Source organism: Ruegeria sp. AB5 (assembly GCF_056542645.1).
In genome coordinates, this window is sequence record NZ_JBQGAE010000002.1 from 361007 (window position 1) to 386658 (window position 25652).

The following is a 25652-nucleotide window of genomic DNA, read 5'->3' on the forward strand; positions in this document are numbered from 1 at the left end:
ACGGAAAAAGACTGTTTTCATGCGTATTATCGGACTTTTGCTTGCATTTGTGGCTTTGGCCGCGTGTGAACCAGCCTCGGCACCGCGCCCCGCGCCGGAAGAGGCGACCAACCAATCGGGGTCGGGGGTCAAGGTGTCCGGTTATGCGCGGGTTGGTGTCTCGACCGAATTCTGATCCGTTCCAAACTTGGGGATTCAGCGCGAATCCATTGAACCGCATGCAGGTTTTGGTCTAAGCGCGCTGTCATGGATCACTTTCTCTACCGCGACGGCGCGCTTTACGCCGAGGATGTCCCGATCTCCGAAATCGCAGCTGCGGTCGGAACGCCCTTCTACGTGTATTCGACGGCAACCCTGTTGCGGCATTTCAAGCTGTTCGACGATGCGCTGGACGGCACGGACCACCTTGTGTGCTACGCCATGAAGGCGGCCAGCAATCAGGCGATCCTAAAAACGCTTGCGCAGGCTGGTGCTGGAATGGACGTGGTGTCAGGCGGGGAATACATGCGCGCCAAGGCCGCAGGTGTGCCGGGCGACAAGATCGTCTTCTCAGGCGTTGGCAAGACGGCTGATGAGATACGGACCGCCCTGACGGGCGGCATCCGTCAGTTCAACGTCGAATCCGAGCCCGAGATGGACGTGATCAACGCCGCCGCGCTGGATCTGGGTGTCGTCGCTCCGATCACCGTTCGGGTAAACCCGGATGTGGATGCCAAGACCCACGCCAAGATCGCAACCGGTAAATCCGAGAACAAGTTCGGCATCCCCATTTCGCGCGCGTCCGAGGTTTATGCCCGCGCCGCAGCGCTGCCCGGGCTGGAGGTGATCGGCATTGACGTCCATATCGGCTCTCAATTGACCGAGCTGGAGCCGTTCGAACTTGCCTATATGAAAGTTGCCGAACTGACCGAACACTTGCGGTCCGAGGGTCACGATATCCGGCGGCTAGATCTGGGGGGCGGGCTTGGCATTCCCTATACCCGCTCGAACGATGCGCCGCCTCTTCCGGTGGAATACGGCGCTTTGATCAAGAAAACACTGGGTCATCTGGGGTGCGAGATTGAAATTGAACCCGGTCGCCTGATTTCGGGTAATGCGGGATTGATGGTCAGCAAGGTGATCTATGTGAAGTCCGGTGAAGGTCGCGACTTCCTGATCTTGGATGGCGCAATGAATGATCTGATCCGACCTGCGATGTATGAGGCGTATCACGACATTGTCGCGGTGCAGGAGCCTGCTGCAGGTGTTGAGCAACAGCCCTATGACATTGTTGGCCCGGTCTGCGAATCCGGTGATACGTTTGCGAAACAGCGTGACATGCCACCTTTGTCACCGGGCGATTTGATCGCCTTCCGCAGCGCCGGGGCCTATGGCGCGGTGATGGCCAGCGAATACAATACGCGCCCCCTGATCCCCGAGGTTTTGGTGAACGGGGATCAATTTGCTGTAATTCGTGAACGCCCGAGCTTTGACGAAATCATAAACCGCGATACCATACCAGAGTGGCTCTGACGCGATAGGCGCGCGGGCCCAACCCGGAGGCCCGCCTTGAGCGATAAACCAAACCTGCCCGTTCCACGTCTAACTGTGTGGATGACTCATGCCGGAATGCTGGCCGAGCGGGTTTTGCGGGCATTCTGGCCGTTTTTCTCGGTTCTGATGACACTTTTGGCCGCGCTGATGCTGGGTCTTCAGGATCTGGTCAGGGTCGAGGTCGTTTGGGTTTCGGCGGTGATTGCGGCCTTGGCCACCATCACTTGTGCGATCATTGGCGTCCGGCGATTCCATCTGCCAAGCCGGGCTGAGGCACTGGTGCGGCTGGATGAAACCCTGCCGGGACGTCCAATTCAGGCCCTGATGGACGATCAGGCCATTGGCGCGGCGGATGCAGATTCGGTTGCGTTGTGGCGGGCGCACAAAGCCCGTATGGCGCAGCGCGCCGCGCAAGCGGGTGCCGTCAAACCCGATTTGCGATTGGCTGCCCGAGACCCCTATGCGCTGCGTTACGCGGCTCTGCTGGCTTTGGTGGTCGCAGTATTGTTCGGGTCGGTCTGGCGTATCGGTTCGGTGGCCGAGATGACCCCGGGGACCGCTGTGGCCGGGCAGGGTCCGACATGGGAAGGGTGGGTGGAACCTCCGCGTTACACCGGCTTGCCGACATTGTATCTGGCGGATCAATCCGGGCCCAATCTTTCGATTCCACAGGGCAGCCGTATTACCCTGCGCTTTTATGGGGAGGTTGGCGCCCATAGCCTGACCGAAACCGGTTCAGTCCTTGGCACCGAAGGCGCAACCGACGCTGAACAGGAGTTTGTTGTCGCCCGCTCTGGCCAGATGCGGATCGACGGGCCTGCGGGTCAGGAGTGGGCTTTGGATGTTCTCGCAGACACTCCACCCAGTATTGCCGTGGCCGGTGCGGCCGAGTCCGAGGCTGGTGGGCAGATGAAATTGCCCTTTGCGGCCGCTGACGACTATGGGGTCGTCTCTGGATCTGCACTGATCGAGCTTGATCTGGACTCGGTCGATCGCCGATACGGGCTGATCTCTGAACCCGAGCCGCGTGAGGTCATCGAGGTGCAGTTGCCGATGCCGATCACCGGGGATCGGGCGGATTTCACAGAAGACCTGATCGAAGATTTCTCGCAACACCCCTGGGCGCATCTTCCGGTACGGATCACTTTGATGGCGCGCGATGCGTCGGATCAACAATCCTCATCCGAACCGCACATGACGGCTTTGCCCGCGCGGCGCTTTTTTGATCCTTTGGCCGCGGCAGTGATCGAACAACGCCGGGACCTGCTTTGGGCACGCTCAAATGCGTCGAGGGTGGCCCAGATGCTACGGGCGGTCTCACATCGGCCCGAGGACCTGTTCCGTTCGGATACAGCCTATTTGCGTCTTCGTGTTTTGTTGCGGCGGCTTGAAACCTTCACCACCTATGGGTTGAAACCGGAACAGCAGGCAGAGATTGCGCAGGCGCTGTGGGATCTGGCGGTTCAAATCGAGGACGGGACGCTGGCAGATGCGTTGGAGAGGATGCGCCGCGCACAAGAGCGCCTGACCGAGGCCATGCAGAACGGGGCCAGTGACGAAGAGATTGCCGAACTGATGCAGGAACTGCGTGAAGCCACACAGGATTATATGCGTCAGTTGCAACGTCTTGCTCAGGAAAATGGCGAGGGCGGCGAACGTCAACAGGGCCAAAACGGCGAAAGCATGCAGATGACCCAGGACGATCTTCAGGCCATGATGGATCGTATCCAGGAATTGATGGAACAGGGCCGGATGGCCGAAGCGCAGCAGGCGCTGGAAGAGTTTCAGCAGATGATGGAGAACATGCGCGTTACCCAAGGCCAAGGACAGGGCGGTCAGTCCGAGGGCCAGCAGGCCATGGAAGGTCTGGCCGAGACGCTGCGCGAGCAGCAGGGCCTCAGTGATCAGGCTTTCCGTGATTTGCAGGAGCAATTCAATCCCGATGCGCAAGCTGGACAAAGCCAGGGCAACGAGGGGCGCTCGGGTGGTCAGGGCCGGGGGCAACGCCACGAAGGTGATGGCGGCCAGGGTCAGGCCGGTGACGGTGAGCAGGGTCAGGGATCACTGGCCGACCAGCAACAGGCGCTGCGGGATGAGCTGAACCGGCAGCAGCAGGGCTTGCCCGGTGCGGGCACCCCCGACGGAGAGGCTGCGCGCGACGCGCTGGATCGCGCGGGTCGAGCCATGGAAGAGGCGGAAGATGCCCTGCGCGGAGATGATCTGGCCGAGGCGATAGATCGTCAGTCCGACGCAATGGAGGCCCTGCGTGAAGGCATGCGCTCGCTGGGTGAGGCCATGGCGCAGAACCAGCAGAACCAGCCGGGGCAAGGCACCCAGGAAGGCGAAGCGCAAGCCAACAATCGCGATCCGCTGGGCCGCAACCCGGGCGCGGCCGGGTCTATTTCGACAGAGGACAATTTGCTGCAGGGCGAAGATGTCTATCGCCGCGCGCGTGAACTGCTGGATGAAATTCGCCGCCGGACCGGCGAATCCGACCGACCGGAGATCGAGTTGGAATACCTCAAGCGTCTGTTGGAGCGGTTCTGAACCGTTACTACTGAGAAGCGCCAGACCCGGCCTGCGTCTCAAGCCAGATGCGCGCCTGATCTATCATGGAGACATAGGAACTGAGAACCGGATCAGCTTGTGGAACAGCCTCGCCGATCTTTTGCGCATTGCCGTAGATCAGGTACAGGATCACGCCAATGATCAGCATCAGGGCGAGACCGCGCACAAACCCGCCGGATTTGCGAACCGGTGGCTCATCGTCCGGGGTATCTTCGCTGAGCATTCCGGAATTGATCGCCTCGATATCCGGCAGCGCGTCTTTCTGTCCCGAATCCTCGGCGGTTTCGGTCGCAGCCGGGCGCTTGGGATGGAACTCCAGATCCGCAACCTCATCCAGCGCCAGATCGGGCTGCATCTCAAGGCCGCTGCCTTCCTGAGAACGCAATTCGGCCTCGCGCGCTGCTTCCTCTTGCAAAATGTTGGCGACTGCGGGGTCTACATTGCCTTTTGAAGCAGTCTCAGGCGCGGAGGGCGTGTCCCCAGAAGGCGGTTCCGCCTGCTCTGGTGTGGGCTCTGTCACAGTAGCGGTTTCCGGGTCTGCGGCGGTCTCGGCCGCAGGTTCCGGCGCGGCCACGGCCGGGTGTTTCGCCTGAAACCATGTCTGGTCGCAAGCCGAGCACTGAACATCGCGCCCCTCATCGGGGATGACCTCGTCTGGCACCTCGTACTGTGCGCCACAATTCGGACATGTAAGTCTCATACTGCCTCCCCGGCCCGACGATCGGTCCGATAGTAGTTTTTTCAGGGATGATATTCCGTTAAGACCCAACAGCAAAGGGCGTTTTCGGTTTCACAGGTCAAGTGTCGCCAATTGGACTCGGTGCAGGCATTGAAACCGCAGCCGCGCTCGGGCAAGAAGAGCGGCAAAAGAACTGGGGGCACCTGTGATCGAGCTGGAAAATGTCAGCTACACTTATGGCGGCGGCGCGTTGCTGAGCGATGTTTCGGTCAAGCTGCAGCCGGGCTCGTTCCACTTTCTGACCGGACCGTCCGGGGCTGGCAAGACGACGTTGCTGAAACTCTGCTACGGAGCCTTGTTGCCGACCTCGGGGCGGCTGAGTGTGTTTGACGAAGATATCGCGCGTCTGGATCGGGACCAGATGGCCCTTCTGCGCCGTCGGGTCGGTGTTGTGCATCAGGATTGTCAGTTTCTGGATCACATGACACTGGCCGAAAACGTGGCACTACCGCTGATGGTGTCTGGTCGAGCAGAGACGGCAGAGCAGGATAACCTGAGCGAACTTTTGACATGGGTCGGGCTGGGTGCCCGTCTGGACGCACATCCGCCCGAGCTGTCGGGCGGCGAACGTCAGCGCGCGGCCTTGGCCCGCGCCGTGATCCTGTCGCCCGATGTGGTGCTGGCGGATGAGCCGACCGGCAACGTGGATTGGGAGATGTCCCAACGGCTGCTGAGCCTGTTGATCGAATTGAATCGCATGGGCAAAACCGTTCTGATCGCGACCCATGACCTTAGCTTGATCCGGGCGGCCAAAAGCCAGGTTCAGGCCCGTGTCCTGCGTATTGCGCAACGTAAATTGCAATTGGCCGGAGCGGATCTATGAGCAAAGGTGACATCCGCAACCTGCTGCGCCGCGACACACGTGCCGACCGAGTCGTGCCACCAACGGGTTACACGGCCCAGCTGACGCTGTTCGTTTCGGGCGCGATGGGTTTTCTGGCTGTGTTCGCTCTGGCTTTGTCGCTGGCTTCTGGGCGGGTCGCGGATCGCTGGGCGTCAGAACTGGCGGGGGCTGCCACCCTGCGCATCAACGCCCCAGCCGAGCAAATGGCGGCCCAGACCGAAACCGCCCTGACGGTGTTGCGCCAGACGCCGGGTGTTGCGTCGGCCCGTGCGTTGACCGCCGAAGAACAGGCAGCTCTTCTGTCCCCTTGGTTTGGCGCTGACTTGCCGCTTGAAACCCTGCCCATTCCGCAACTCATCGAAATTATCGAAGGTGATTCCGGTCTGGACGCGGCCGGTCTGCGCCTGCGGTTGGGGGCTGAAGTTCCCGGAGCCGTTCTGGACGATCATACCCGCTGGCGCGAGCCTTTGGTGGATGCGGCCACGTCCCTGCGACGGGTCGGCTGGATCTCGATCCTGCTGATCGGCGGTGCGACTGCGGCCATGATCACGCTGGCCGCGAACGCGTCGCTTGCGGCGAATGCCAAGATAATCGAAGTGCTGCGTCAGGTGGGCGCGCGCGATCGGTTCATCGCAGGTGCATTTGTCCGCCGTTTTACCTTTCGCGCGTTTTTTGGCGCATTTGTCGGAACAGTTCTGGGTATGACAGGTGTCTTGTTGTTGCCCGAAGCATCGGATGAGGGTGGTTTCCTGACCGGGGTCGGGTTTCAGGGCCTTGGCTGGGTTTTGCCACTGCTGATTCCAATACTCGGCGCAGTGGTTGCGTTTTTTGCGACCTGGACCGCCGCGTGGCGCAAGTTGAAGGAGCTTTCGTGATGTCCATGGCTTTTCAGTGGGTCCGCTCGCTGGTCTTCATGTTCGTGATCTATGTCTGGATGCTGATCCTGGGCCTCGTGTTTCTGCCGTACGCGATTTTTGCAAAACGGGGCGCGCTGCGCGCCTGCAAGACCTATGCAAGCAGCACGATTTGGCTGGCGCGTTGGATGGTTGGCATTCGGTGCGACGTGCGCGGCGTGGTTCCCACGGGTGAGGTTGTGGTCGGGGCCAAGCACCAGTCTTTCCTCGACATCATCATAATCTTCAACGCGGTTCCGCACGGCAAGTTCATCATGAAGCGAGAGCTGTTGTGGACGCCGATCATTGGCATGTATGCCCGCCGTCTGGGCTGTATTCCGGTCAATCGGGGTAAGAAAGGTGCGGCCGTCGCCAAGATGGTGAAGGATGTCGCCAAGGAATTCACCGAACCTGGACAGTTGGTGATCTATCCGCAAGGGACCCGTGTCGCGCCCGGGATCAAGAAACCCTACAAGGTTGGTACGGCGGTTCTGTACGAAGGTCTGGGATTCCCCTGTGTGCCCGTGGCAACAAATGCGGGTGTGTTCTGGCCGCGCACCGGGATTATGCGTAAACCCGGTCTGGCAATTGTCGATTTCTTGGACCCGATCGAGCCCGGCGTTGGCCGAAACGATTTCTTGGCCCGCTTGGAAGATGTGATTGAAACACGTTCTGACGCGTTGATGCAAGAAGTGGGGTTTAAACCCGATGGAGTTCATTGAAGACATTCCGGCGCTCGAGGCCCTGTATGGCACGCCGGGGGCGCCAGCTCTGCGCAAAGTGGCACATTGCTTGACGCCGCTCTATCGCAAATGGATCATGGCGTCGCGCCTGTGTGTGCTGAGTACTGTCGGCCCCGAAGGCGTAGACGGAAGCCCGCGTGGCGATGATGGACCCGTTGTGCAGGAGCTTGATCCCAACACATTGGCGCTGCCGGATTGGCGCGGAAATAACCGTCTGGATTCATTGCGCAACATTGTCCGCGATCCGCGTGTCTCATTGATGTTCATGATCCCCGGTTCGAACAACGTGGTGCGGTTGAACGGAACCGCTCGATTGACCGCGGATGAGGCACTGCGAGGCCGGTTTGCCCGGCAAGGCAAACACCCGGCGACTGTGATCGTCATTCAGATCGACGAAATCTACACCCAATGCGCCCGAGCGCTGATGCGGGCCGGAACTTGGCTCAGGGCCAACGAAACCACAGGCTTGCCAACAGTGGGTGAGATTTTGGCGGAAGCCTCGAATGGCGAAGAAGGCGGCGCGCAATATGATCAGGAATGGGGACCACGCGCCGCCAAAACAATGTGGTAGGCATTAAGCGTAGCGGCCAATTCAAATTGCGGCCGCACCGATCCTGGCCACTTTGGTGACCCAACGATCAATGCTTCCCGGTTTGGGATAGCTGGCTCCGGCGAAATAGGTGAAGCGTGTGGGTTTGAACCCCACAAAGCCGAGAATCTGATCCCGAACTTGCCGGATCAGTGCCTGCCGATAGATCAGCCGCATAAACCAACCCGGTGTATCCGACGTCAGTATCACCCGCGCCGTGCGCCCGGTCAGCATCGGGGTAGGGAAACCGATCTTGGTGGTGTTGCGGGTGTCGAATGTACGTCCGGGAATGAACATCCGGTCGATCAAACCCTTGAGCTTGGCAGGCAATCCGCCCCACCACATCGGTGTTGTCAGCACCAGATGCTCGCTCCATTCGAAATCCTGAAGGACCTGTTCCAGAACCGGCTCAAGCGGTTTGAAGTCGTGATAATTCCCCTGACCAAAGTCGTGATCAAACTCCAGATCACTCAAATGCACCAGCCGGACATCGTGCCCCTTGTCGCGGGCAGCCGCAGCATAGGTCTGAGCAAAGGTTCGCGACAGGCTGCTTTCAGCAGGGTGACCGTCGAGGATGAGTATTTTCTTGAGTTGCATGAGATTCTCCAAAAATGACCGTGGTCAATTAATAGGATGAAAAAATGACCACGGTCAATATTAAATTTGACCACGGTCAAAAAAATATGTAACCAAGCGATATGCCCAAGACGATACAAAAACGCACCCTTAAGACGCGCGCAGCCCTGATTTCCGCTGCCGAGGACGTTATCCAAAAGGGTGGATACGAAGCTTTGCGCGTCGAAGACGTTGTAAAGGTCGCTGGCGTGGCCAAAGGAACTTTTTTCGCTCATTTCCGAGACAAAGACGCGCTTATGGAAATACTGATGGCGGAAAAACTGAATGCTTTGTTCGATCAAATCGAGTCGGGCAAACCGCCCCAGAACGTGCCAGATATCATTGCGGCCCTGGAGCCGGTGCACAGCTTTATGACGGCCGAGCGCTATGTGTTCGATCTGTTGATCAGATATTCAGGTGCGACTGCGATCGCCGAGATTGGACCGATAGCCTATTGCTTCGAACGGTATTTCAGAATCGTGATGATGTGGCTAGAAGACGCTGATGTTCGCAAGGATGTCCCCTCGGAACTGCTTGCCGAAGGTGTGCAGGCTTTTGCAATTCAGGCGATGTCGCTGAAGTATTGTGCCCTACACGCGTCGACCAGCTTTATCGATAGGCTGGAGGTCTATCTTGAAGCGTGGTTGTCCCCGGCGAACTAGTCGCCGGGGTCGAGGCACCTAGCTGTGAATTGGCCCGTCACCGCACGCCAGCGCAGCTTCACGCACGGCTTCGGAATAGGTCGGGTGCGCGTGGCAGGTCAGGGCCAAATCTTCGGCGGATGCGCCAAATTCCATCGCAACGCAGACTTCGTGGATCAGGTCGCCCGCTGCCGGTCCAATGATATGGGCACCCAGAATGCGGTCGGTTTCCTTGTCCGCCAGGATTTTCACAAACCCGTCCGAGGCAAAGTTTGCCTTGGCACGGCCATTGCCCATGAACATGAATTTGCCGACCTTATATGCCCGGCCCTGTTCTTTCAGGGTCGTCTCGGTTTCGCCCACATTGGCGACCTCGGGCCATGTGTAGATCACGCCCGGAATGACGCCATAGTTGACGTGACCATGCTTGCCAGCGACTTGTTCGGCGGCGGCCATGCCTTCGTCTTCGGCCTTATGCGCCAGCATCGGGCCTTCGGTCACGTCGCCGATGGCATAGATGCCCGGCACGTTGGTCTGCCAATCGGCGCCCACCTTGATCTGGCCGCGCGGGGTCATCTCGACGCCCAGAGCGTCCAGCCCCAAGCCGTCCGAGAAGGGCTTGCGCCCGGTGGCAACCAGAACCGCATCGGCATCGATCACATGTTCGCTGTCATCCTTGAGCAGCTTGTATGTCACCTTGGCCTTGGTCTTGGAGGCCTCGGTCTTTTGCACCGCTGCACCCATGATGAATTTCAGGCCCTGCTTTTTAAGGATGCGCTGGAAGGTTTTCTGAACCTCAGGGTCCATGCCCGGTGTGATTTCCTTGAGGAATTCGATCACCGTGACCTCGGCACCCAGACGGCTGTAGACCGAGCCCAGTTCCAGCCCGATCACGCCTGCGCCGATGACAACCATTTTTTTCGGGATTTTGCCCAGCGCCAGCGCACCGGTTGAGGTCACGACAACTTTCTCGTCCACCTCAACACCGGGCAGCGCGGATGGCTCGGACCCCGACGCGATGATGATGTTCTTGGCCTCGTGCACCTCGTCGCCGACCTTGACCTGACCGGGCGCGGGGATCGAACCCCAGCCTTTGAGCCAGTCGATCTTGTTCTTCTTGAACAGGAACTCGATGCCCTTGGTGTTGCCGTCGATGACCTCATCCTTATAGGCCTGCATCTGCTTCCAATCGACCGACGGGCTTTTGCCCTTAAGGCCCATCGTGGCAAAGTTATGCTCGGCCTCGTGCAGCTGATGGCTGGCATGCAGCAGGGCCTTGGACGGGATGCAGCCCACGTTCAGGCAGGTGCCGCCCAACGTCTCGCGACCCTCGACCACGGCGGTTTTCAGACCCAGCTGGGCACAGCGGATGGCGCAGACATAGCCGCCGGGGCCTGCTCCGATTACGATGACGTCGTAGTTTGCCATTATATTCTCCTAAATCGACCGGCCGTCCGGTGCCTGCATGATCCGGCATTCATGGACCAGATCATGATTATCTTCAAACCGGTTCCAGCAGCTTGATTGTGATATGGGCGACCCCGCCACGCTCATGATGCATGGCCAGTTCCTCGGACCCAAAGAAGGCCCGCGCCTTGTCCAGATCCAGAACTTCAAACATGGCGATTGCATGGTCCTTCTGGTCCGGGTCGCGCCATATATGCAGGTCGTGGATGCCCGCGGCTTTGCGCGCGGGCTCGTCCTCGCGGAACACTTTCAGCCAGACATCGAAATCGGCTACGTCGGCCTGCCAAAGTACATGCGTTGCCATGGTTACAGATCCATCAACAGGCGGCGCGGGTCTTCCAGCGCCTCTTTCACGCGGACAAGGAAGGTCACCGCGCCTTTGCCGTCAACGATCCGGTGGTCATAGGACAGCGCCAGATACATCATTGGGCGGATCACGACCTGACCGTTGATGGCCATGGGGCGGTCCTGAATCTTGTGCATGCCCAGAATGCCCGATTGCGGCGGGTTCAGGATTGGCGAGGACATCAAGGAGCCATAGACACCCCCGTTCGAGATGGTGAACGTGCCGCCCTGCATTTCTTCCATGCTCAGCTTGCCGTCACGGGCGCGTTTGCCCTTTTCGGCGATGGCCTTCTCGATCGCCGCAAAAGACATCGAATCGGCATCGCGAATGACCGGCACGACCAAACCGGTCGGTGTACCGGCAGCGACACCCATATGCACAAAGTTCTTGTAGACGATGTCGGTGCCGTCGATCTCGGCATTCACCTCGGGTACTTCTTTCAACGCATGGCAGCAGGCCTTGGTGAAGAAGGACATAAAGCCCAGGCGGACGCCGTGCTTCTTCTCGAACTGGTCCTTGTACTGGCTACGCAGAGCCATCACCTCGGTCATGTCCACCTCGTTATAGGTGGTCAGCATGGCAGCGGTGTTCTGGCTGTCTTTCAGGCGTTTGGCGATGGTCTGGCGCAAGCGGGTCATCTTGACCCGTTCCTCGCGCGCGGCATCACTGGCGGCAACTGGGGCCCGTGGGGCTGCGGCGGGGGCCGCCGCAGGCGCGGGGGCCGGGGCGGCGGCGGTTGCCACGGCGCGGGCCACGTCTTCTTTCATGATGCGCCCGTCGCGACCGGTTCCGGTGACCTGATCGGCGGACATGCCGGCCTCGGCCATGGCTTTTTCGGCCGAAGGTGCATTGGCCACGTCCTTGCCTGTGGCTGCTGCTGCCGGTGCCGCTGCGGGGGCTGCTGCCGGGGCAGTGCCTGCGCCCGATCCTGAAATCACGGCCAGCTTGGCCGAAGCATCGACAGTGGTGCCCTCGGGCGCGGTTATTTCCGCAAGAACACCCGCAGCGGGGGCCGGAACCTCGACCGAGACCTTGTCGGTCTCCAACTCGCACAGCATCTCGTCCTGCGCAACGCTGTCGCCGACCTGCTTGAACCAGGTCGAAACGGTTGCCTCGGTGACGGATTCTCCAAGGGTCGGCACCATCACATCGACGCTGCCGCCAGAGGATGCCGGAGCCGCAGCAGGCGCAGGTGCAGGTGCAGGTGCGGCGGCCGGGGCCGGGGCGGCCCCTTCGCCAGCGACGATAGTAGCCAGCAGCGCATCAACGCCGACGGTTTCACCTTCGGCGGCGACAATCTCGCCCATTACGCCTGCGGCAGGGGCGGGGACCTCGACCGTCACCTTGTCGGTTTCAAGCTCACAGAGCATCTCATCCACGGCCACGGCATCACCCGGTTTCTTGAACCAGGTCGCAACCGTGGCTTCGGTAACAGATTCGCCAAGCGTGGGAACACGAACTTCAATGGTCATCGTTTACTTTCCTTCGAGGCTCAGCGCTTCGTTCACGAGCGCTTCTTGTTGAGCTTTGTGTTGGCTGGCCAGACCCGTCGCAGGCGAGGCCGAGGTTGCGCGGCCGACATAACGCGGCCGTGTGTGGGTGGCGCCAATACGGGTCAGCACCCATTCGATGTTGGGTTCAATAAAGGTCCATGCACCCTGGTTTTTGGGTTCTTCCTGACACCAGACGATTTCGGCCCCTTTGAAGCGTTCGAGCTCGTTGATCAGCGAATGCGCCGGGAACGGGTAATACTGTTCGATCCGCATCAGATAGACATCGTCGATGCCACGGGCATCGCGCTCTTCCAACAGGTCATAGTAGACCTTGCCGGAACACAGGACCACGCGCTTGATCTTGTCGTCCGTGACCAGTTTTGTGTCAGAATTGCCATGTTGCGCATCGTCCCACAACACCCGGTGGAAGCTGGAGCCCGTGGTGAAATCTGCAGCCGTGCTGACCGCCAGCTTGTGGCGCAGCAGGGATTTCGGCGTCACCAGGATAAGCGGCTTGCGGAAGGTGCGGTGCAACTGGCGGCGCAGAATGTGGAAATAGTTCGCAGGTGTCGTGCAGTTCGCCACGATCCAGTTGTCCTGACCGCACATCTGCAAGAACCGCTCCAACCGGGCCGAGCTGTGCTCGGGCCCCTGTCCTTCAAACCCGTGGGGCAACAGGTTTACCAGACCGGACATCCGCAGCCATTTGCTTTCGCCCGAGCTGATGAACTGGTCGAACATGATCTGAGCACCATTGGCGAAGTCACCAAATTGCGCCTCCCACAGAACCAGAGCGTTGGGTTCGGCCAGAGAGTATCCGTATTCGAACCCCAACACAGCATATTCCGAGAGCATCGAGTCGATGACTTCGTAGTGCGATTGACCGTCACGAATGTGGTTCAGAGGGTAGTAGCGTTCTTCGGTTTCCTGATGAACAAAGCCCGAGTGCCGCTGAGAAAACGTGCCGCGTGTGGCGTCCTGACCCGATAGACGAACCGGATATCCTTCGGTCAGCAACGAGCCAAAGGCAAGGGCTTCGCCAGTGGCCCAGTCAAAGCCTTTCCCGGTTTCGAACATCTGTTTCTTGTGGTCGAGAAGACGCCCCACGGTTCTGTGCAGCGTAAAGTCCCCGGGGGCCGTGGTCAGGGCAGCACCAATCTGGTTCAGCGTTTCCACCGCAATCGCGGTGTCACCGCGTACATATTCTTCCTTGTTCTTGTCCAGATGTGACCAGCGCCCGTCAAGCCAGTCGGCCTTGTTGGGTTTGTAGTCCTTGCCGGCCTCGAACTCATCATTCAGATGCGCCTGGAATGCGGCCTTCATATCCTCAATCTCGCCTTCGGGGATCAGCCCGTCTTTGACCAGACGCTCTGTATACAACGACAGCGTCGTCTTATGCGTCTTGATCTTCTTGTACATGATCGGGTTGGTGAACATGGGCTCGTCGCCCTCGTTGTGCCCGAACCGGCGGTAGCAGAAGATGTCGATGACCACGTCCTTGTGGAACTTTTGCCGGAACTCGGTGGCCACCTTGGCCGCGTGTGTGACGGCCTCGGGGTCATCACCATTGACGTGAAAGATTGGCGCCTCGACCATCAAGGCAATGTCAGTGGGATACGGGCTGGACCGCGAGAAATGCGGTGCAGTGGTAAAGCCAATCTGGTTGTTCACGACGATATGCATGGTGCCGCCGGTCTTGTGCCCGCGCAGACCTGACAGGCCGAAACCTTCGGCTACGACACCCTGACCGGCAAAAGCCGCGTCGCCGTGCAACAGAATGGCCATCACCTTGGTCCGGTCGGAATCCTTCAACTGATCCTGCTTGGCGCGGACCTTGCCCAGAACAACCGGGTTGACCGCCTCAAGGTGCGACGGGTTTGCGGTCAGCGAAAGGTGGACAGAGTTGCCGTCAAACTCGCGGTCACTGGACGCGCCGAGGTGGTATTTCACGTCGCCCGAACCATCCACGTCCTCGGGTTTGAAGCTGCCGCCTTGAAATTCGTTGAAAATGGCGCGATAGGGCTTGCCCATCACGTTGGCCAGAATGTTCAGACGACCCCGGTGGGGCATCCCGATGACGATGTCACTCAGACCCAGCGCACCACCGCGCTTGATGATCTGTTCCATCGCCGGGATCAGCGCTTCACCACCGTCGAGACCGAACCGCTTGGTGCCCATGTATTTGACGTGCAGGAATTTCTCGAAACCTTCGGCCTCGACCATCTTGTTCAGGATCGCCTTGCGGCCCTCCTTGGTGAAGGCGATTTCCTTGCCATACCCCTCGATCCGCTCTTTCAGCCACGCGGCCTGCTCGGGATCCGAAATGTGCATGTATTGCAGCGCAAATGTACCGCAATATGTCCGCTTCACGATCTCGACGATCTGACGCATCGAGGCGACCTGAAGCCCAAGAACGTTGTCGATGAAAATCGGGCGATCCATGTCGGCGTCGGTAAAGCCGTAGGTCCTGGGGTCCAGCTCAGGGTGATTGGTGGCGGCCCGCATGCCCAGCGGGTCCAGATCGGCGGCCAGATGGCCCCGGATACGATAGGCCCGGATCAGCATCAGGGCACGCAGGCTGTCAAGAACGGCGCGTTTGATCTGATCGTCGCTGACCTGAACGCCCTTGTCTGCGGCCTTTTCCTTGATCTTTGTGCCTGCCGCCTTGGCATCAATCTCGGCCCATTCACCCGTAAGCGCGCTGGTCAGATCATCTGCAGGCATCGGTGGCCAGTCGGTCCGCGCCCAGGAAGGTCCTTCGGCCTCGCGCTGCACGTCTGGCGAGGCGTCGCCCATAGCCTTGAAGAACTCGGCCCAAGCGGCATCCACCGCACCGGGGTTCTTGGTGTACTGGGCATAAAGCTGCTCCAGATACTCGGCATTGTGCCCCTGCATGAAGCTGGAAGCGTGAAACGCGGAATTGGGCGTATGTTCGGTCATTGGGCTACCTCATATGGGTTGGGACCGTATTGGTTGGTGCCTGGCTGACTGGGGCGGGCCAGCCACCACAGAACCAGGAGGGGCGACACAAACAAAACAAGCAGTGTCGGAAGAACAATCAACAGCGTGGCGCGGGTGAACAGGATGTCCAGATTGCCGCCATGCTGGAAATGCGAGGCAAGGCCGATGCCAAAGACCAGAACCGCCCCGGCAGCGAAGATCAGCAGGATCGGCAGCAGAGCATAAAGCCCGCTGCGTCCGGTATCATGCATCCGTCGCCACGCCACCGCCAGATGCGGAAAGAAGACGATCAGGCTGACGATGCTTTGCACAGGTTGCGAGGACGTAGCTGCGACGGATTTGGATGTTTCGGTTTCGGTCACTGCAACTTGCGTGAAGAACTGCGCATCAATGATCCCGGCAATAATGCTCCAGATCACGATGAACAGGAAAAAGAACCAGTATTCGGGCCGTGAGGCACGCCCCGAGAAGGTGAAGAACTTGGAGAAACAAGTGCGGATGGCGTGGGAGAAGGTCATGGGTTGTCCAACCCTGTTTTTCGTCTGATCTCCAATGCAAACGCAACGTTGGGTTCTCTCCCATAGTCTTCAATAAACTGGGCCTCATCAAATCGATGAAACTGAGTCATCGCATCGCCCGCACCGAGTTGCGGTTCCAGCATAGGCCGATCGACTAGGTACCCAACTTTCACAAGCAATGCCATCAGACCTGTGAGCGGTTTATGTGGTGGGTTATCCGTAGTGTAAACCATAACAACCCGCGAAGGGCCGAATTCGGATTCGTGGGTTTGTGCATCGAAATCCCAAATCGCGTTCTTGATCGTGGTTACATCTTTTTTCGAGGCGCTAAAGTACCTGCAACCCAGTATCTCTCCAGGGATATTTGATTGATCATACAAAATTAAAAAAGCTCTGGGTTCTTGCGTCCACAGCAACGCATCGTATGCACCGCTCTCTGATACTTCAGAGATGGTGTCCAGGAGCGATTGCAAGTCGGGTATGGTGCCAGTTGCCGTATCCAAGCCAAAAGTATTGAACCTTTGATCAACCAAAACATGAAAGAGAGAGCCGTCTGCCACAAGTTCCGGCACCAAATCAGGATAAGGCGCTCGGAACGCCGTCCATCCCCGCGCCTTGAACATTTCTGCGACAGATGCTCGATCACTTGTTGCCCAAGTGCACAGATCAAAAACATCGCGGGTCGGTTTTGTGAACGAGGGATCAGCTTTGGCAGCACTTCCGAACACAAACAATAATGCGAACATGGCAGGCACCAAGAAAAGCTCCAGGCGAGAGGATATCTCCCCTCGCCGGAACCTAGAGTTTTCTCGGTGCAGCAGCATTGTTACCCAATCGCTTCCAACACTGCCTCACCCAGCTGCGCCGGGCTTTCGGCCACGACGATACCAGCCGAGCGCATGGCTTCGATCTTGTCCTCGGCGCCGCCTTTGCCACCGGCGACAATCGCGCCCGCGTGGCCCATACGGCGGCCCGGAGGGGCTGTGCGGCCTGCGATGAAACCAGCGGTCGGCTTCTTGCGGCCCTTCTTGGCCTCATCCGCCAGGAACTGCGCGGCCTCTTCTTCGGCCGAGCCACCGATCTCACCGATCATGATGATCGAATGGGTTTCGTCATCGGCCAGGAACCATTCCAGCACGTCGATATGCTCGGTGCCCTTGATCGGGTCGCCGCCGATGCCCACACAGGTGGACTGGCCCAGACCCACATCGGTGGTCTGCTTGACGGCCTCATAGGTCAGGGTGCCCGAACGCGATACAACGCCGACCGAGCCGCGCTTGTGGATGTGGCCGGGCATGATGCCGATCTTGCAGGCGTCGGGCGTGATGACACCGGGGCAGTTCGGACCGATCAGGCGCGAGCTTGAGCCTTCCAGAGCTCGTTTGACTTTCATCATGTCCAGAACCGGGATGCCTTCGGTGATGCAGACGATCACTTCCATTTCGGCGTCAATCGCTTCAAGGATCGAGTCAGCCGCGAAGGGCGGCGGCACATAGATCACCGAGGCGTTGGCTTCGGTCACGTGCTTGGCCTCGTGGACCGAGTTGAACACGGGCAGGCCCAGATGCTCCATCCCGCCTTTGCCGGGGGTCACGCCGCCGACCATCTTGGTGCCATACGCAATGGCCTGTTCAGAGTGGAATGTGCCCTGCGAGCCGGTAAAGCCCTGACAGATCACTTTGGTATTTTCGTCGATGAGGACTGCCATTTGGCGTTCTCCTTTATTGGATTTCTGAGGGCAGCGCCTATTCGTCGTAAATCAGCGACGGGACTCTTCCCTGCGGAACTGGTTGAGAAATCAGAAACACGTTGCTTGTCGTGCTCCCCATGTCTTTTGCGTCGTGTGTAAGAAGGCTGCCGTTTGGAAGCTGGATAGCGTATTCGAACCTTTCGGATGGAAACTCTTTTTCAGTTCCTGAGCCCACTGCCGAGTGGGCTGCATTCAAAATTGCATTCCCAATGACTGACGAAGGTTCGGAACTTACCGCTCTAATGCCGCAGACCTCGACGTCAGATGCACCTGGGAGGTTCTGAAGGCCAACATAGATCTTGCTATTCGGCACGACATAAACTGAATGAATTGGACCTAGATCCTTTGAGGAATTCAGCGAAGCAACGCGGGCGTTACTTTGAAAATTTCCGAAATCAGGAAGGCTTGCCAGACAAGTGCTTGAGAATGCATTAGCCGCTTGTTGCGCAACGCTTCCTCCGGAAGAAAGCCTTGAAGGGCTTTCAACACATGCAGAAAGCAAAGCGCTCGCGGCCAATAATCCCGGCAATAGGCTTATACGACGGGCTGTGTTCACCCCTTTACCGCCTTCACGATCTTCTCGGCACCGTCTTTCAGGTTGTCCGCCGCGATCACGTCCAGGCCAGAGGTGTTGATGATCTCTTTGCCCTTCTCGACATTCGTGCCTTCCAGACGCACGACCAGCGGAACTTTCAGGCCGACCTCTTTCACCGCGGCCACGACGCCTTCGGCGATGACGTCACAGCGCATGATGCCGCCGAAGATGTTGACCAGAATGCCTTTGACCTGCGGGTCTGAGGTGATGATCTTGAACGCCTCGGTCACTTTCTCTTTGGTTGCACCGCCGCCCACGTCGAGGAAGTTGGCAGGCTCGGCCCCATACAGCTTGATGATGTCCATTGTGGCCATCGCCAGACCTGCACCGTTGACCATGCAGCCAATCTCACCATCCAGCGCGATGTAGTTCAGGTCGTATTTCGAGGCTTCCAGTTCCTTGGGGTCTTCCTCGGTCGTGTCGCGCAACTCGGCGATATCGGGGTGGCGGTAGACCGCGTTGCCGTCAAAGCCGACCTTGGCGTCCAGCACCTTGAGGTCGCCGCTGTCTGACACGATCAGCGGGTTGATTTCCAGCATCTCCATGTCTTTCTCGACGAAGGCGGCGTAGAGCTGGCTCATCAGCTTGACGCATTGCTTGACCTGTGCGCCTTGCAGGCCCAGCGAAAAGGCGATGCGGCGGCCGTGATAGGCCTGATAACCTGTCGCGGGGTCGACCGAGAAGGACAGGATTTTCTCGGGTGTGGCAGCCGCGACTTCCTCGATGTCCATACCGCCTTCGGTCGAACACACAAACGAGATACGGCTGGTTTGGCGATCCACCAGCAGGGCCAGGTACAGTTCGCGTTCGATGCCGGACCCGGCCTCGATATAGATGCGGTTGACCTGTTTGCCTGCGGGGCCGGTCTGATGGGTGACCAGCGTGCGGCCAAGCATCTTCTTGGCTTCTTCGGCGGCTTCTTCGACCGACTTGGTCAGGCGTACACCGCCTTTCTCACCGGCGTCGGCCTCTTTGAAGGAACCCTTGCCGCGGCCACCCGCGTGAATCTGAGCTTTGACAACCCATAGTGGGCCGTCCAGCTCACCTGCAGCGGTTTTGGCTTCCTCGGCGCGCAGAACCGCGCGACCGTCGGAGACCGGGGCACCATAGCTGCGCAAAAGAGCTTTGGCCTGATATTCGTGAATATTCATCGAAACTGTCCCGTTTGACTACGATTGGATCGATATAGCCGTGTGTAGGACGCAAATATAAAGGGTTTTTTGCCAAGGCGTCGGAATTTAGCGAAGATTTTTGGTATTTGTGATCACGCTTTTTTGGGGTGTGATCACAAAAATGAGCCGTAGATATGTTTGATTCGACGACTTCAGGAATTCTGGGAAAAATATGTGTATTGAAGGCTTTTGCGCCGTTTGCGCCAACAGTCCTGACGCCTTTGAAGATGCCTCACTGCCCTGAAGCGGAAAACCGGCCCACCAATGGAGCCGGTTCCAAGTCTTGACGTCAAGGGTATTAGGCCAACGAGCTGTCGATACCTTTGCACGCGTCGATCAGACCTTTCACGGCGTTTACGGAATTGTCGAAACCGGCCTGCTCGTCTTCGTTCAGTTTGATGTCGACGATACGCTCGATACCGCCAGCCCCGATCACAGTCGGAACGCCGACATACATGCCATCTACGCCCAACTCGCCGGTGCAGTAAGCGGCGCAGGGCAGAACGCGTTTTTGGTCTTTCAGATAGGCTTCGGCCATTTCGATCGCTGAGGTTGCCGGCGCGTAGTAGGCCGAACCGGTTTTCAGCAGGCCAACGATTTCGGCGCCTCCGTCGCGAGTGCGTTGCACGATGGCGTCCAGCTTTTCCTGCGTGGTCCAGCCCATCTCGACCAGATCGGGCAGCGGGATACCTGCAACGGTCGAGTAGCGAACCGACGGAACCATAGTGTCGCCGTGGCCACCCAGAACGAAGGCGGTGACGTCACGCATCGAGACGTTGAACTCTTCCGACAGGAAATGTGCGAAGCGGCCCGAGTCAAGAACGCCTGCCATACCGCAGACCTTGTTGTGCGGCAGGCCCGAGAACTCGCGCAGAGCCCAGACCATCGCGTCCAGAGGGTTGGTAATGCAGATCACGAACGCGTCGGGTGCGTGGGCCGCGATGCCTTCGCCAACCGATTTCATGACTTTCAGGTTGATGCCCAACAGGTCGTCTCGGCTCATGCCGGGCTTGCGCGCAACACCGGCGGTGACGATGCAGACGTCCGCGCCAGCGATGTCGGCATAGTCACTGGTGCCTGACATTGCGGCGTCGAATCCTTCGGACGGGCCGGATTCAGCAATGTCGAGCGCTTTGCCTTGCGGCAATCCGTCGGCGATGTCGAACAGGACAACGTCCCCCAGTTCTTTAACAGCTGCGAGATGGGCAAGTGTGCCGCCGATGTTGCCCGCGCCGATCAGCGCGATCTTGGGTCTGGCCATTTGGAGTGTCTCCGATCGGTTTTGAAATCGCGGCTGTGCTAGTCCTTAAAACGCCTTTGTGCAAGTGTTCTGGCGCGCGGCATGCCACCGCATACCGTTTGCGCACCCCGGTCTGATTGCGCTAAACGGCCTATGATACAAGCCAATTCCGGGGCGCTGCATGGTCGAACTGAACCTGTTGTTTTTTGCTGTTGCGATCCCTGCGGTGATCTTTGCGGGCATCTCAAAGGGCGGGTTCGGCTCGGGTGTTGCCTTTGCGTCCTCTTCGATTCTGGCGTTGATTTTGGAGCCGGGGCAGGCGCTTGCCGTGATGCTGCCGATCCTGATGTTGATCGATCTGGTCACGCTTGGTCCATACTGAAAGCGATGGAACTGGCCGGATTCCCGCGTGTTGATCCTGGGCGGTGTGCCCGGGGTTCTTTTGGGCATGTGGCTTTATCGCATGACTGCCGATGATCTGCTGCGTCTGCTGATCGGAGGGATATCGGTAGGTTTCGTGATCTGGCATATGGCGCAGACAAGAGGCTGGGTGCGCGGTTTTGCGGAACGTCTGCCGCCCACCGCGGGTCTTGTCGCTGGACTTGTTGCCGGTTTTACCAGTTTCGTCAGCCATGCCGGTGGGCCACCCGCCGCCGTTTACCTGCTGTCGCAACGTCTGTCGAAGACCGAGTTTCAGGCTTCGACCGTACTGGTGTTCTGGGTGATCAATATCGTGAAATTTGTGCCCTATGCCTATTTGGGCCTGTTCACTTGGAATATTGCCCTGGCAAATGTGTTGTTGGCGCCCTTCGCGATTTTGGGGGCGTGGTTGGGCGTTCGGGCACACTTCATGATGTCCGAGCGCCTATTCTTTGGGGTCGCCTATGTGCTGCTGACCCTGACCGGCAGCAAATTGATTTGGGATGCATTGACTTAGGCGTTGGGTGGAAGGGCATCCGCAATCTGTTCATACGCCTGACCTGACGCAACAAGGCAGGTCATCCCATCCGGCAGCGTTACGGTGATCGTCCAACTACCGGTTTCATCCGAGGCGAACAGCTCCATCACCGCCCCTTGCCGGGCAATGCCGATCCCTTTGCGTGTCTCGCCATAGGTCCCAGCAAGACGCTTCAAAACATCCGCGCGCGTGGCGCAGTTGCGTGTTTGTGCCTGCACCTGTTGCGCCGCCAAAACCATGATTCCCAGCCCAACTGTCATTTTCAGGATTGTTTTCTTCATCGCTGATTCCTTCTGTCACCTACGGCCAAAAGCCTGCGTGCAAGAGGGCGATATTCTGTTAATGCAAAGGGCGTTGCGTCACTTATGCTGCAATGCGGCGATTTTGACCTTGAACTTTCCTGAAAAAAATGCCCCTTTTCGCGCAATATTCTTTCAAAGGGAGAGGTCAATGGATCCTCGTCAGCGCCCATATCGATCGGTTCTTTATATCCCCGGCTCTCGTGACCGGGCGCTGGACAAGGCTCGGACCCTGCCGGTTGATGCCATCATCTTCGATCTGGAAGACGCGGTTGCCGCTGACGAAAAGGCCAATGCACGGGTGACGTTGAAGGCTGCTCTGGCCGCTGGTGGATATGGGCCTAGGGTCAAGATCGTACGCATCAATGGGCTGGATACGCCGTGGGGTCGGGCGGATGCCGAAACCGTATGCGAGATGGATGCGGATGTTGTTTTGCTGCCCAAGGTGAATTCGGCTGCGGATGTGGATGCGCTTGCCACCATCACCGGAGACCTACCGATTTGGGCGATGATGGAGACGCCGCGCGGCATGTTGAACGCAGCCGAGATTGCTGCGCACCCTTTGATGGCTGGCTTCGTGATGGGTACGAACGACCTTGCCAAGGATTTGCAAACGCGGTTTCGCCCGGACCGTCTTCCACTGATGACCTCGCTGGGTTTGTGTGTGTTGGCTGCCAAGACCGAGGGGCTGACCATCGTTGACGGCGTCTATAACGCTTTCAAGGATGGCGAAGGCCTGGCGGCCGAGTGCGAACAGGGCCGCGACATGGGTTTCGATGGCAAGACCTTGATCCACCCGGCGCAGATCGACATCACCAACGCCGCCTTTGCGCCCTCGGATGCCGAAATCGATTTGGCCCGCCGCCAGATTCGCGCGTTTGAAGAGACCGAAGCCCAAGGGCAGGGCGTTGCTGTCGTGGACGGCAAGATTGTCGAAAATCTGCATGTTGTAACCGCCCGTGAAATTCTGGCAAAAGCAGAGGCGATTTCAGCTTTGCAAGCGGGGTAAGCCAGCATGGGCTTTGTTCTACTGATCCTTGGGGTGGCACTGTGGTGGGCCGCCCATCTGTTCAAACGTGTGATGCCGGCGCAGCGCGCGGCGATGGGCAATGGCGGCAAAGGCGCTGTGGCGCTGGCGTTGGTTGCGGCGATCCTGCTGATGATCTTCGGTTATCGCATGACCGACACCGTGTTCGTCTGGGCCCCACCAACCTTCATGGTCCACATCAACAACCTGTTGGTTCTGATCGCAATCTACATGATGAGCCCGGCAGGCACCAAGGGCCGCTTGTTGAACAAGCTGCGTCACCCGATGCTGGCTGGGTTCAAGCTATGGGCTTTCGCACATTTGCTGGTAAACGGCGATTTGGCCTCAATCATCCTGTTTGGCGGGCTGCTGGCCTGGGCGGTGGTCGAAGTGATCGTCATCAACAAATCCGAACCCGAATGGACACCTGCCGTGCCCGGCACCTACGGCAAGGACGCGATGTTCTTTGTCGCTTCGATCGTCCTGTTGGGTGTGATTGGATACATCCACGGGCTGGTCGGTCCGTCCCCGTTTGGATGATAAAGGGGGGTTGAGACAATGGCAAATCTCTATCGTCTGTTGACCGAAGAAGACACCTCGGCCTTCTGTCACAAGGTCTCTGACGCGCTGGCAAAGGGATGGGTGCTGCACGGCGATCCGTCCTATGCCTTCGATCCGGTCAATAACGTCATGCGCTGCGCGCAGGCCGTGACCAAACAGGTCGAGGCCGACTATTCCCCTGACATGAAATTGGGACAGCAATAATGGCAAAAACCAATCCGGGCCGTTTCTTCGAGGACTACGCTGTTGGGCAGGTTCTGCACCATGCCGTCCCCCGCACCGTCACGGAAGGTGAACGGGGCCTTTACCACGCGCTCTATCCTGCGCGCCATGCGCTCTATTCCTCGGATGAATTCGCGCGGGCCTGTGGGTTGCAGGAAAGCCCCATCGACGATCTGGCAGCATTCCATGTGGTCTTCGGAAAAACCGTCCCGGATGTCTCGCTCAACGCGGTGGCCAATCTTGGCTATGCCGAGGGGCGCTGGCTGCTTCCGGTCTACGCAGGCGATACCCTGCGTTCGGTGTCCGAGGTGATCGGGGTCAAGCAGAACTCGAATGGCAAAACCGGAGTAGTCTGGGTGCGGACGCGCGGCCTGAACCAGTTGGACGAAGTTGTCCTTGAATATGTCCGCTGGGTCATGGTGCGCAAAGCAAACCACGAAACCCCAGCGCCCGAGACTGTGGTGCCTGAGCTTAAAAAGGTACTGGCGCCCGGTGATCTGGTTGTTCCCGAGGGGCTGGATTTCTCGACCTACAATTTCGAGCTGGCAGGCGAGCGGCATCGTTGGGGCGACTATGAGATTGGCGAAACTATTGACCATGTAGACGGTGTGACCGTGGAAGAGGCCGAGCATATGCTGGCCACCCGCCTGTGGCAGAACACGGCCAAAGTGCATTTCGATCTGACCGTCCGGCCTGAGGGCCGCTTGATCTATGGCGGCCATGTGATCTCGATGGCGCGGACCCTGTCTTTCAATGGGCTCGCCAACGCGCAGATGATCGTCGGGCTGAACGGCGGAGCGCACGCCAATCCCTGTTTTGCGGGGGACACGATCAAGGCCTGGTCCGAGGTTCTCGACAAAGCCGAAACCGGCGTTCCGGGGGTCGGCGCGTTGCGCTTGCGTCTGGTGGCGACCAAAGGCGGCACGCCGTTCGAACTGCGCGGGGAAAATGGCAAATACCTGCCCGAGGTATTGTTGGACCTCGACTATTGGGCATTGATGCCGATATAGGCGGATCGCAGCGATGTGAATGCAAGGCGCGCAATCCATGCTACGTTGCCGCCATGCGGTTGTTTCGCTCTCTTGTAGCTTGCCTTTGCCTGGCCCCACCAGCCATTGCCTGTGATCTGGCACTGGCCTTGGCGGTCGATGTCTCGGGCTCGGTCGATACCGAAGAGTACAGAATACAGATGGATGGGCTGGCCGCGGGACTGCGCGATCCGGTGGTCTCAGAGGCGCTGGTCCGGGGCCAAGCGCAGTTGATGCTGGTGCAATGGACCGGCGCGTCCCGCCAGCGCGTGACCATTCCCTGGACCCGAATCGACAGTTTTGATGCGCTCGATACCTTCGCCGCCCAAGTTGCCGCCGACCCGAGGGTCTGGCGCAATTTCTCGACTGCAATCGGAGAGGCGCTGGAAACCACGTTGAGCCGTTTTGATGCTGTATCGCAGTGCAAGCGCCATCTGATTGACATTTCCGGGGACGGGGTCTCGAACGAAGGCGTCGAGCCTGCTCAGATCCACGGCCTTTTGCGCTCTCGCGGGATTGTCGTAAATGCCATTGCCATCGAAGAAAGCGAACCCGATCTGACCGCCTATTTCTTTGAAAATGTCATCTTCGGCGAAGGCGCGTTCGTGGTCTCGGCCTCTGGGTTCGAAGACTATCCAGAGCGGATTCGGAAAAAGCTGCTGCGCGAGGTAACGCAGCAATCCGCTTCCGTAAAGTGACAAAGGCAGATTCGTGATCACATTGCTTTGGTATTGAAAACGCTAACATTGGCTCAGCGGAATATGATTTGTGATCACATGGAAATGAGTGTGATCACATAATGGGTAAAACAGGCGATTTGGATTGAATTTCCGCATTTTTCCGCCCGCAA

26 protein-coding genes and 1 pseudogene are annotated in these 25652 nt (G+C 58.6%); 14 read left to right on the forward strand and 13 right to left on the reverse strand.

The annotated features are described in order from the left end of the window. Positions 1-19: 19 nt before the first annotated feature. From ACR0L4_RS07105 to ACR0L4_RS07115, 3 genes are all read left to right on the forward strand, one after another. Entirely contained in the window at positions 20-175 is a 156-nt protein-coding gene (locus ACR0L4_RS07105) for a hypothetical protein (protein ID WP_170749921.1), read from the forward strand. A 71-nt stretch (positions 176-246) separates the two neighbouring features. Continuing rightward, the gene (lysA, locus tag ACR0L4_RS07110; protein ID WP_480511676.1) at positions 247-1512 is read left to right on the forward strand and encodes a diaminopimelate decarboxylase; all 1266 of its coding nucleotides are present in this window, start codon (positions 247-249) and stop codon (positions 1510-1512) included. An 81-nt stretch (positions 1513-1593) separates the two neighbouring features. After that, positions 1594-4080, forward strand: coding sequence for a TIGR02302 family protein (locus tag ACR0L4_RS07115; RefSeq protein ID WP_480511811.1), 2487 nt, complete (start codon positions 1594-1596; stop codon positions 4078-4080). 7 nt (positions 4081-4087) lie between these two features. Here ACR0L4_RS07115 and ACR0L4_RS07120 read toward each other — a convergent pair whose 3' ends face one another. Beyond that, positions 4088-4801, reverse strand: a complete 714-nt coding sequence (locus ACR0L4_RS07120; protein ID WP_480511678.1) for a zinc-ribbon domain-containing protein — start codon at positions 4799-4801, stop codon at positions 4088-4090. A gap of 184 nt (positions 4802-4985) precedes the next feature. Here ACR0L4_RS07120 and ACR0L4_RS07125 point away from each other — a divergent pair, with 184 nt between their 5' ends. Genes ACR0L4_RS07125 through ACR0L4_RS07140 form a run of 4 tightly spaced genes read left to right on the forward strand, consistent with a single transcriptional unit; the run spans position 4986 to position 7891 of the window. After that, the gene (locus ACR0L4_RS07125; RefSeq protein ID WP_480511680.1) at positions 4986-5663 is read left to right on the forward strand and encodes a cell division ATP-binding protein FtsE; all 678 of its coding nucleotides are present in this window, start codon (positions 4986-4988) and stop codon (positions 5661-5663) included. Further along, the gene (locus tag ACR0L4_RS07130) at positions 5660-6559 is read left to right on the forward strand and encodes a cell division protein FtsX (protein WP_480511682.1); all 900 of its coding nucleotides are present in this window, start codon (positions 5660-5662) and stop codon (positions 6557-6559) included. The genes ACR0L4_RS07125 and ACR0L4_RS07130 overlap by 4 nt, the downstream gene beginning before the upstream one ends. Beyond that, the gene (locus ACR0L4_RS07135) at positions 6559-7299 is read left to right on the forward strand and encodes a lysophospholipid acyltransferase family protein (RefSeq protein WP_480511684.1); all 741 of its coding nucleotides are present in this window, start codon (positions 6559-6561) and stop codon (positions 7297-7299) included. The genes ACR0L4_RS07130 and ACR0L4_RS07135 overlap by 1 nt, the downstream gene beginning before the upstream one ends. After that, positions 7286-7891, forward strand: a complete 606-nt coding sequence (locus tag ACR0L4_RS07140) for a pyridoxamine 5'-phosphate oxidase family protein (protein WP_480511686.1) — start codon at positions 7286-7288, stop codon at positions 7889-7891. The genes ACR0L4_RS07135 and ACR0L4_RS07140 overlap by 14 nt, the downstream gene beginning before the upstream one ends. A 21-nt stretch (positions 7892-7912) precedes the next feature. Here the strand turns inward: ACR0L4_RS07140 and ACR0L4_RS07145 are convergent, their stop codons facing one another. Then, positions 7913-8506, reverse strand: a complete 594-nt coding sequence (locus ACR0L4_RS07145; RefSeq protein ID WP_480511688.1) for an NAD(P)H-dependent oxidoreductase — start codon at positions 8504-8506, stop codon at positions 7913-7915. Between the two features lie 101 nt (positions 8507-8607). Between ACR0L4_RS07145 and ACR0L4_RS07150 the strand changes: the two genes are divergently transcribed. Continuing rightward, complete coding sequence (locus ACR0L4_RS07150; protein WP_480511690.1) at positions 8608-9186, forward strand: TetR/AcrR family transcriptional regulator; 579 nt, start codon at positions 8608-8610, stop codon at positions 9184-9186. 18 nt (positions 9187-9204) lie between these two features. Here ACR0L4_RS07150 and lpdA read toward each other — a convergent pair whose 3' ends face one another. The 10 genes from lpdA to mdh form a co-directional block, all read right to left on the reverse strand. Continuing rightward, positions 9205-10593 carry a dihydrolipoyl dehydrogenase gene (lpdA, locus tag ACR0L4_RS07155; RefSeq protein ID WP_170749912.1) on the reverse strand — a complete coding sequence of 463 codons (1389 nt, stop codon included), beginning with the start codon at positions 10591-10593 and terminating at the stop codon, positions 9205-9207. Between the two features lie 73 nt (positions 10594-10666). Next, the gene (locus tag ACR0L4_RS07160; protein ID WP_170749911.1) at positions 10667-10936 is read right to left on the reverse strand and encodes a hypothetical protein; all 270 of its coding nucleotides are present in this window, start codon (positions 10934-10936) and stop codon (positions 10667-10669) included. Positions 10937-10938: 2 nt separating this feature from the next. Next, entirely contained in the window at positions 10939-12450 is a 1512-nt protein-coding gene (odhB, locus tag ACR0L4_RS07165; RefSeq protein WP_480511693.1) for a 2-oxoglutarate dehydrogenase complex dihydrolipoyllysine-residue succinyltransferase, read from the reverse strand. Between the two features lie 3 nt (positions 12451-12453). Further along, positions 12454-15411, reverse strand: coding sequence for a 2-oxoglutarate dehydrogenase E1 component (locus ACR0L4_RS07170; protein ID WP_480511695.1), 2958 nt, complete (start codon positions 15409-15411; stop codon positions 12454-12456). Next, positions 15408-15950 (reverse strand): DUF805 domain-containing protein, encoded by a 543-nt coding sequence (locus ACR0L4_RS07175; protein WP_170749908.1) that lies wholly within the window; start codon positions 15948-15950, stop codon positions 15408-15410. The genes ACR0L4_RS07170 and ACR0L4_RS07175 overlap by 4 nt, the downstream gene beginning before the upstream one ends. Continuing rightward, complete coding sequence (locus ACR0L4_RS07180; protein ID WP_170749907.1) at positions 15947-16696, reverse strand: hypothetical protein; 750 nt, start codon at positions 16694-16696, stop codon at positions 15947-15949. The genes ACR0L4_RS07175 and ACR0L4_RS07180 overlap by 4 nt, the downstream gene beginning before the upstream one ends. An 80-nt stretch (positions 16697-16776) precedes the next feature. Beyond that, positions 16777-17658 carry a succinate--CoA ligase subunit alpha gene (gene sucD / locus ACR0L4_RS07185; protein WP_170749906.1) on the reverse strand — a complete coding sequence of 294 codons (882 nt, stop codon included), beginning with the start codon at positions 17656-17658 and terminating at the stop codon, positions 16777-16779. Between the two features lie 37 nt (positions 17659-17695). Next, positions 17696-18256 (reverse strand): hypothetical protein, encoded by a 561-nt coding sequence (locus tag ACR0L4_RS07190; protein WP_480511698.1) that lies wholly within the window; start codon positions 18254-18256, stop codon positions 17696-17698. After that, on the reverse strand, positions 18253-19446 hold the full coding sequence (sucC, locus tag ACR0L4_RS07195; protein WP_480511700.1) for an ADP-forming succinate--CoA ligase subunit beta: 1194 nt from the start codon (positions 19444-19446) through the stop codon (positions 18253-18255). Before sucC ends, ACR0L4_RS07190 begins: the two co-directional genes overlap by 4 nt. Before the next feature lie 319 nt (positions 19447-19765). Then, positions 19766-20728, reverse strand: a complete 963-nt coding sequence (gene mdh / locus ACR0L4_RS07200) for a malate dehydrogenase (protein ID WP_170749904.1) — start codon at positions 20726-20728, stop codon at positions 19766-19768. Positions 20729-20888: 160 nt separating this feature from the next. Here mdh and ACR0L4_RS07205 point away from each other — a divergent pair. Beyond that, positions 20889-21644 (forward strand): annotated as a pseudogene (locus ACR0L4_RS07205) (sulfite exporter TauE/SafE family protein). Here ACR0L4_RS07205 and ACR0L4_RS07210 read toward each other — a convergent pair. Continuing rightward, the gene (locus ACR0L4_RS07210) at positions 21641-21946 is read right to left on the reverse strand and encodes a hypothetical protein (RefSeq protein ID WP_480511702.1); all 306 of its coding nucleotides are present in this window, start codon (positions 21944-21946) and stop codon (positions 21641-21643) included. The pseudogene ACR0L4_RS07205 and the gene ACR0L4_RS07210 overlap by 4 nt on opposite strands. Before the next feature lie 169 nt (positions 21947-22115). Here ACR0L4_RS07210 and ACR0L4_RS07215 point away from each other — a divergent pair, with 169 nt between their 5' ends. From ACR0L4_RS07215 to ACR0L4_RS07235, 5 genes are read left to right on the forward strand one after another with little or no spacing between them, the layout of a single operon-like run. Further along, on the forward strand, positions 22116-22973 hold the full coding sequence (locus ACR0L4_RS07215; RefSeq protein ID WP_480511704.1) for an HpcH/HpaI aldolase/citrate lyase family protein: 858 nt from the start codon (positions 22116-22118) through the stop codon (positions 22971-22973). 6 nt (positions 22974-22979) lie between these two features. After that, entirely contained in the window at positions 22980-23531 is a 552-nt protein-coding gene (locus ACR0L4_RS07220) for an NnrU family protein (RefSeq protein WP_480511707.1), read from the forward strand. Between the two features lie 18 nt (positions 23532-23549). Then, on the forward strand, positions 23550-23756 hold the full coding sequence (locus tag ACR0L4_RS07225; protein ID WP_480511709.1) for a DUF1737 domain-containing protein: 207 nt from the start codon (positions 23550-23552) through the stop codon (positions 23754-23756). Then, complete coding sequence (locus tag ACR0L4_RS07230) at positions 23756-24784, forward strand: MaoC family dehydratase (protein WP_480511711.1); 1029 nt, start codon at positions 23756-23758, stop codon at positions 24782-24784. Before ACR0L4_RS07225 ends, ACR0L4_RS07230 begins: the two co-directional genes overlap by 1 nt. Positions 24785-24837: 53 nt before the next feature. Next, positions 24838-25500, forward strand: coding sequence for a DUF1194 domain-containing protein (locus ACR0L4_RS07235; RefSeq protein ID WP_170749897.1), 663 nt, complete (start codon positions 24838-24840; stop codon positions 25498-25500). Positions 25501-25652: the final 152 nt, after the last annotated feature.

Coding starts and splice junctions, on each gene's coding strand:
- ACR0L4_RS07105 (WP_170749921.1), top strand. CDS start 20: ATGCGTATTATCGGACTTTTGCTTGCATTTGTGGCTTTGGCCGCGTGT.
- lysA (WP_480511676.1), top strand. CDS start 247: ATGGATCACTTTCTCTACCGCGACGGCGCGCTTTACGCCGAGGATGTC.
- ACR0L4_RS07115 (WP_480511811.1), top strand. CDS start 1,594: ATGACTCATGCCGGAATGCTGGCCGAGCGGGTTTTGCGGGCATTCTGG.
- ACR0L4_RS07120 (WP_480511678.1), bottom strand. CDS start 4,801: ATGAGACTTACATGTCCGAATTGTGGCGCACAGTACGAGGTGCCAGAC.
- ACR0L4_RS07130 (WP_480511682.1), top strand. CDS start 5,660: ATGAGCAAAGGTGACATCCGCAACCTGCTGCGCCGCGACACACGTGCC.
- ACR0L4_RS07135 (WP_480511684.1), top strand. CDS start 6,559: ATGTCCATGGCTTTTCAGTGGGTCCGCTCGCTGGTCTTCATGTTCGTG.
- ACR0L4_RS07140 (WP_480511686.1), top strand. CDS start 7,286: ATGGAGTTCATTGAAGACATTCCGGCGCTCGAGGCCCTGTATGGCACG.
- ACR0L4_RS07145 (WP_480511688.1), bottom strand. CDS start 8,506: ATGCAACTCAAGAAAATACTCATCCTCGACGGTCACCCTGCTGAAAGC.
- ACR0L4_RS07150 (WP_480511690.1), top strand. CDS start 8,608: ATGCCCAAGACGATACAAAAACGCACCCTTAAGACGCGCGCAGCCCTG.
- lpdA (WP_170749912.1), bottom strand. CDS start 10,593: ATGGCAAACTACGACGTCATCGTAATCGGAGCAGGCCCCGGCGGCTAT.
- ACR0L4_RS07160 (WP_170749911.1), bottom strand. CDS start 10,936: ATGGCAACGCATGTACTTTGGCAGGCCGACGTAGCCGATTTCGATGTC.
- odhB (WP_480511693.1), bottom strand. CDS start 12,450: ATGACCATTGAAGTTCGTGTTCCCACGCTTGGCGAATCTGTTACCGAA.
- ACR0L4_RS07170 (WP_480511695.1), bottom strand. CDS start 15,411: ATGACCGAACATACGCCCAATTCCGCGTTTCACGCTTCCAGCTTCATG.
- ACR0L4_RS07175 (WP_170749908.1), bottom strand. CDS start 15,950: ATGACCTTCTCCCACGCCATCCGCACTTGTTTCTCCAAGTTCTTCACC.
- ACR0L4_RS07180 (WP_170749907.1), bottom strand. CDS start 16,696: ATGTTCGCATTATTGTTTGTGTTCGGAAGTGCTGCCAAAGCTGATCCC.
- sucD (WP_170749906.1), bottom strand. CDS start 17,658: ATGGCAGTCCTCATCGACGAAAATACCAAAGTGATCTGTCAGGGCTTT.
- sucC (WP_480511700.1), bottom strand. CDS start 19,446: ATGAATATTCACGAATATCAGGCCAAAGCTCTTTTGCGCAGCTATGGT.
- mdh (WP_170749904.1), bottom strand. CDS start 20,728: ATGGCCAGACCCAAGATCGCGCTGATCGGCGCGGGCAACATCGGCGGC.
- ACR0L4_RS07210 (WP_480511702.1), bottom strand. CDS start 21,946: ATGAAGAAAACAATCCTGAAAATGACAGTTGGGCTGGGAATCATGGTT.
- ACR0L4_RS07215 (WP_480511704.1), top strand. CDS start 22,116: ATGGATCCTCGTCAGCGCCCATATCGATCGGTTCTTTATATCCCCGGC.
- ACR0L4_RS07220 (WP_480511707.1), top strand. CDS start 22,980: ATGGGCTTTGTTCTACTGATCCTTGGGGTGGCACTGTGGTGGGCCGCC.
- ACR0L4_RS07225 (WP_480511709.1), top strand. CDS start 23,550: ATGGCAAATCTCTATCGTCTGTTGACCGAAGAAGACACCTCGGCCTTC.
- ACR0L4_RS07230 (WP_480511711.1), top strand. CDS start 23,756: ATGGCAAAAACCAATCCGGGCCGTTTCTTCGAGGACTACGCTGTTGGG.
- ACR0L4_RS07235 (WP_170749897.1), top strand. CDS start 24,838: ATGCGGTTGTTTCGCTCTCTTGTAGCTTGCCTTTGCCTGGCCCCACCA.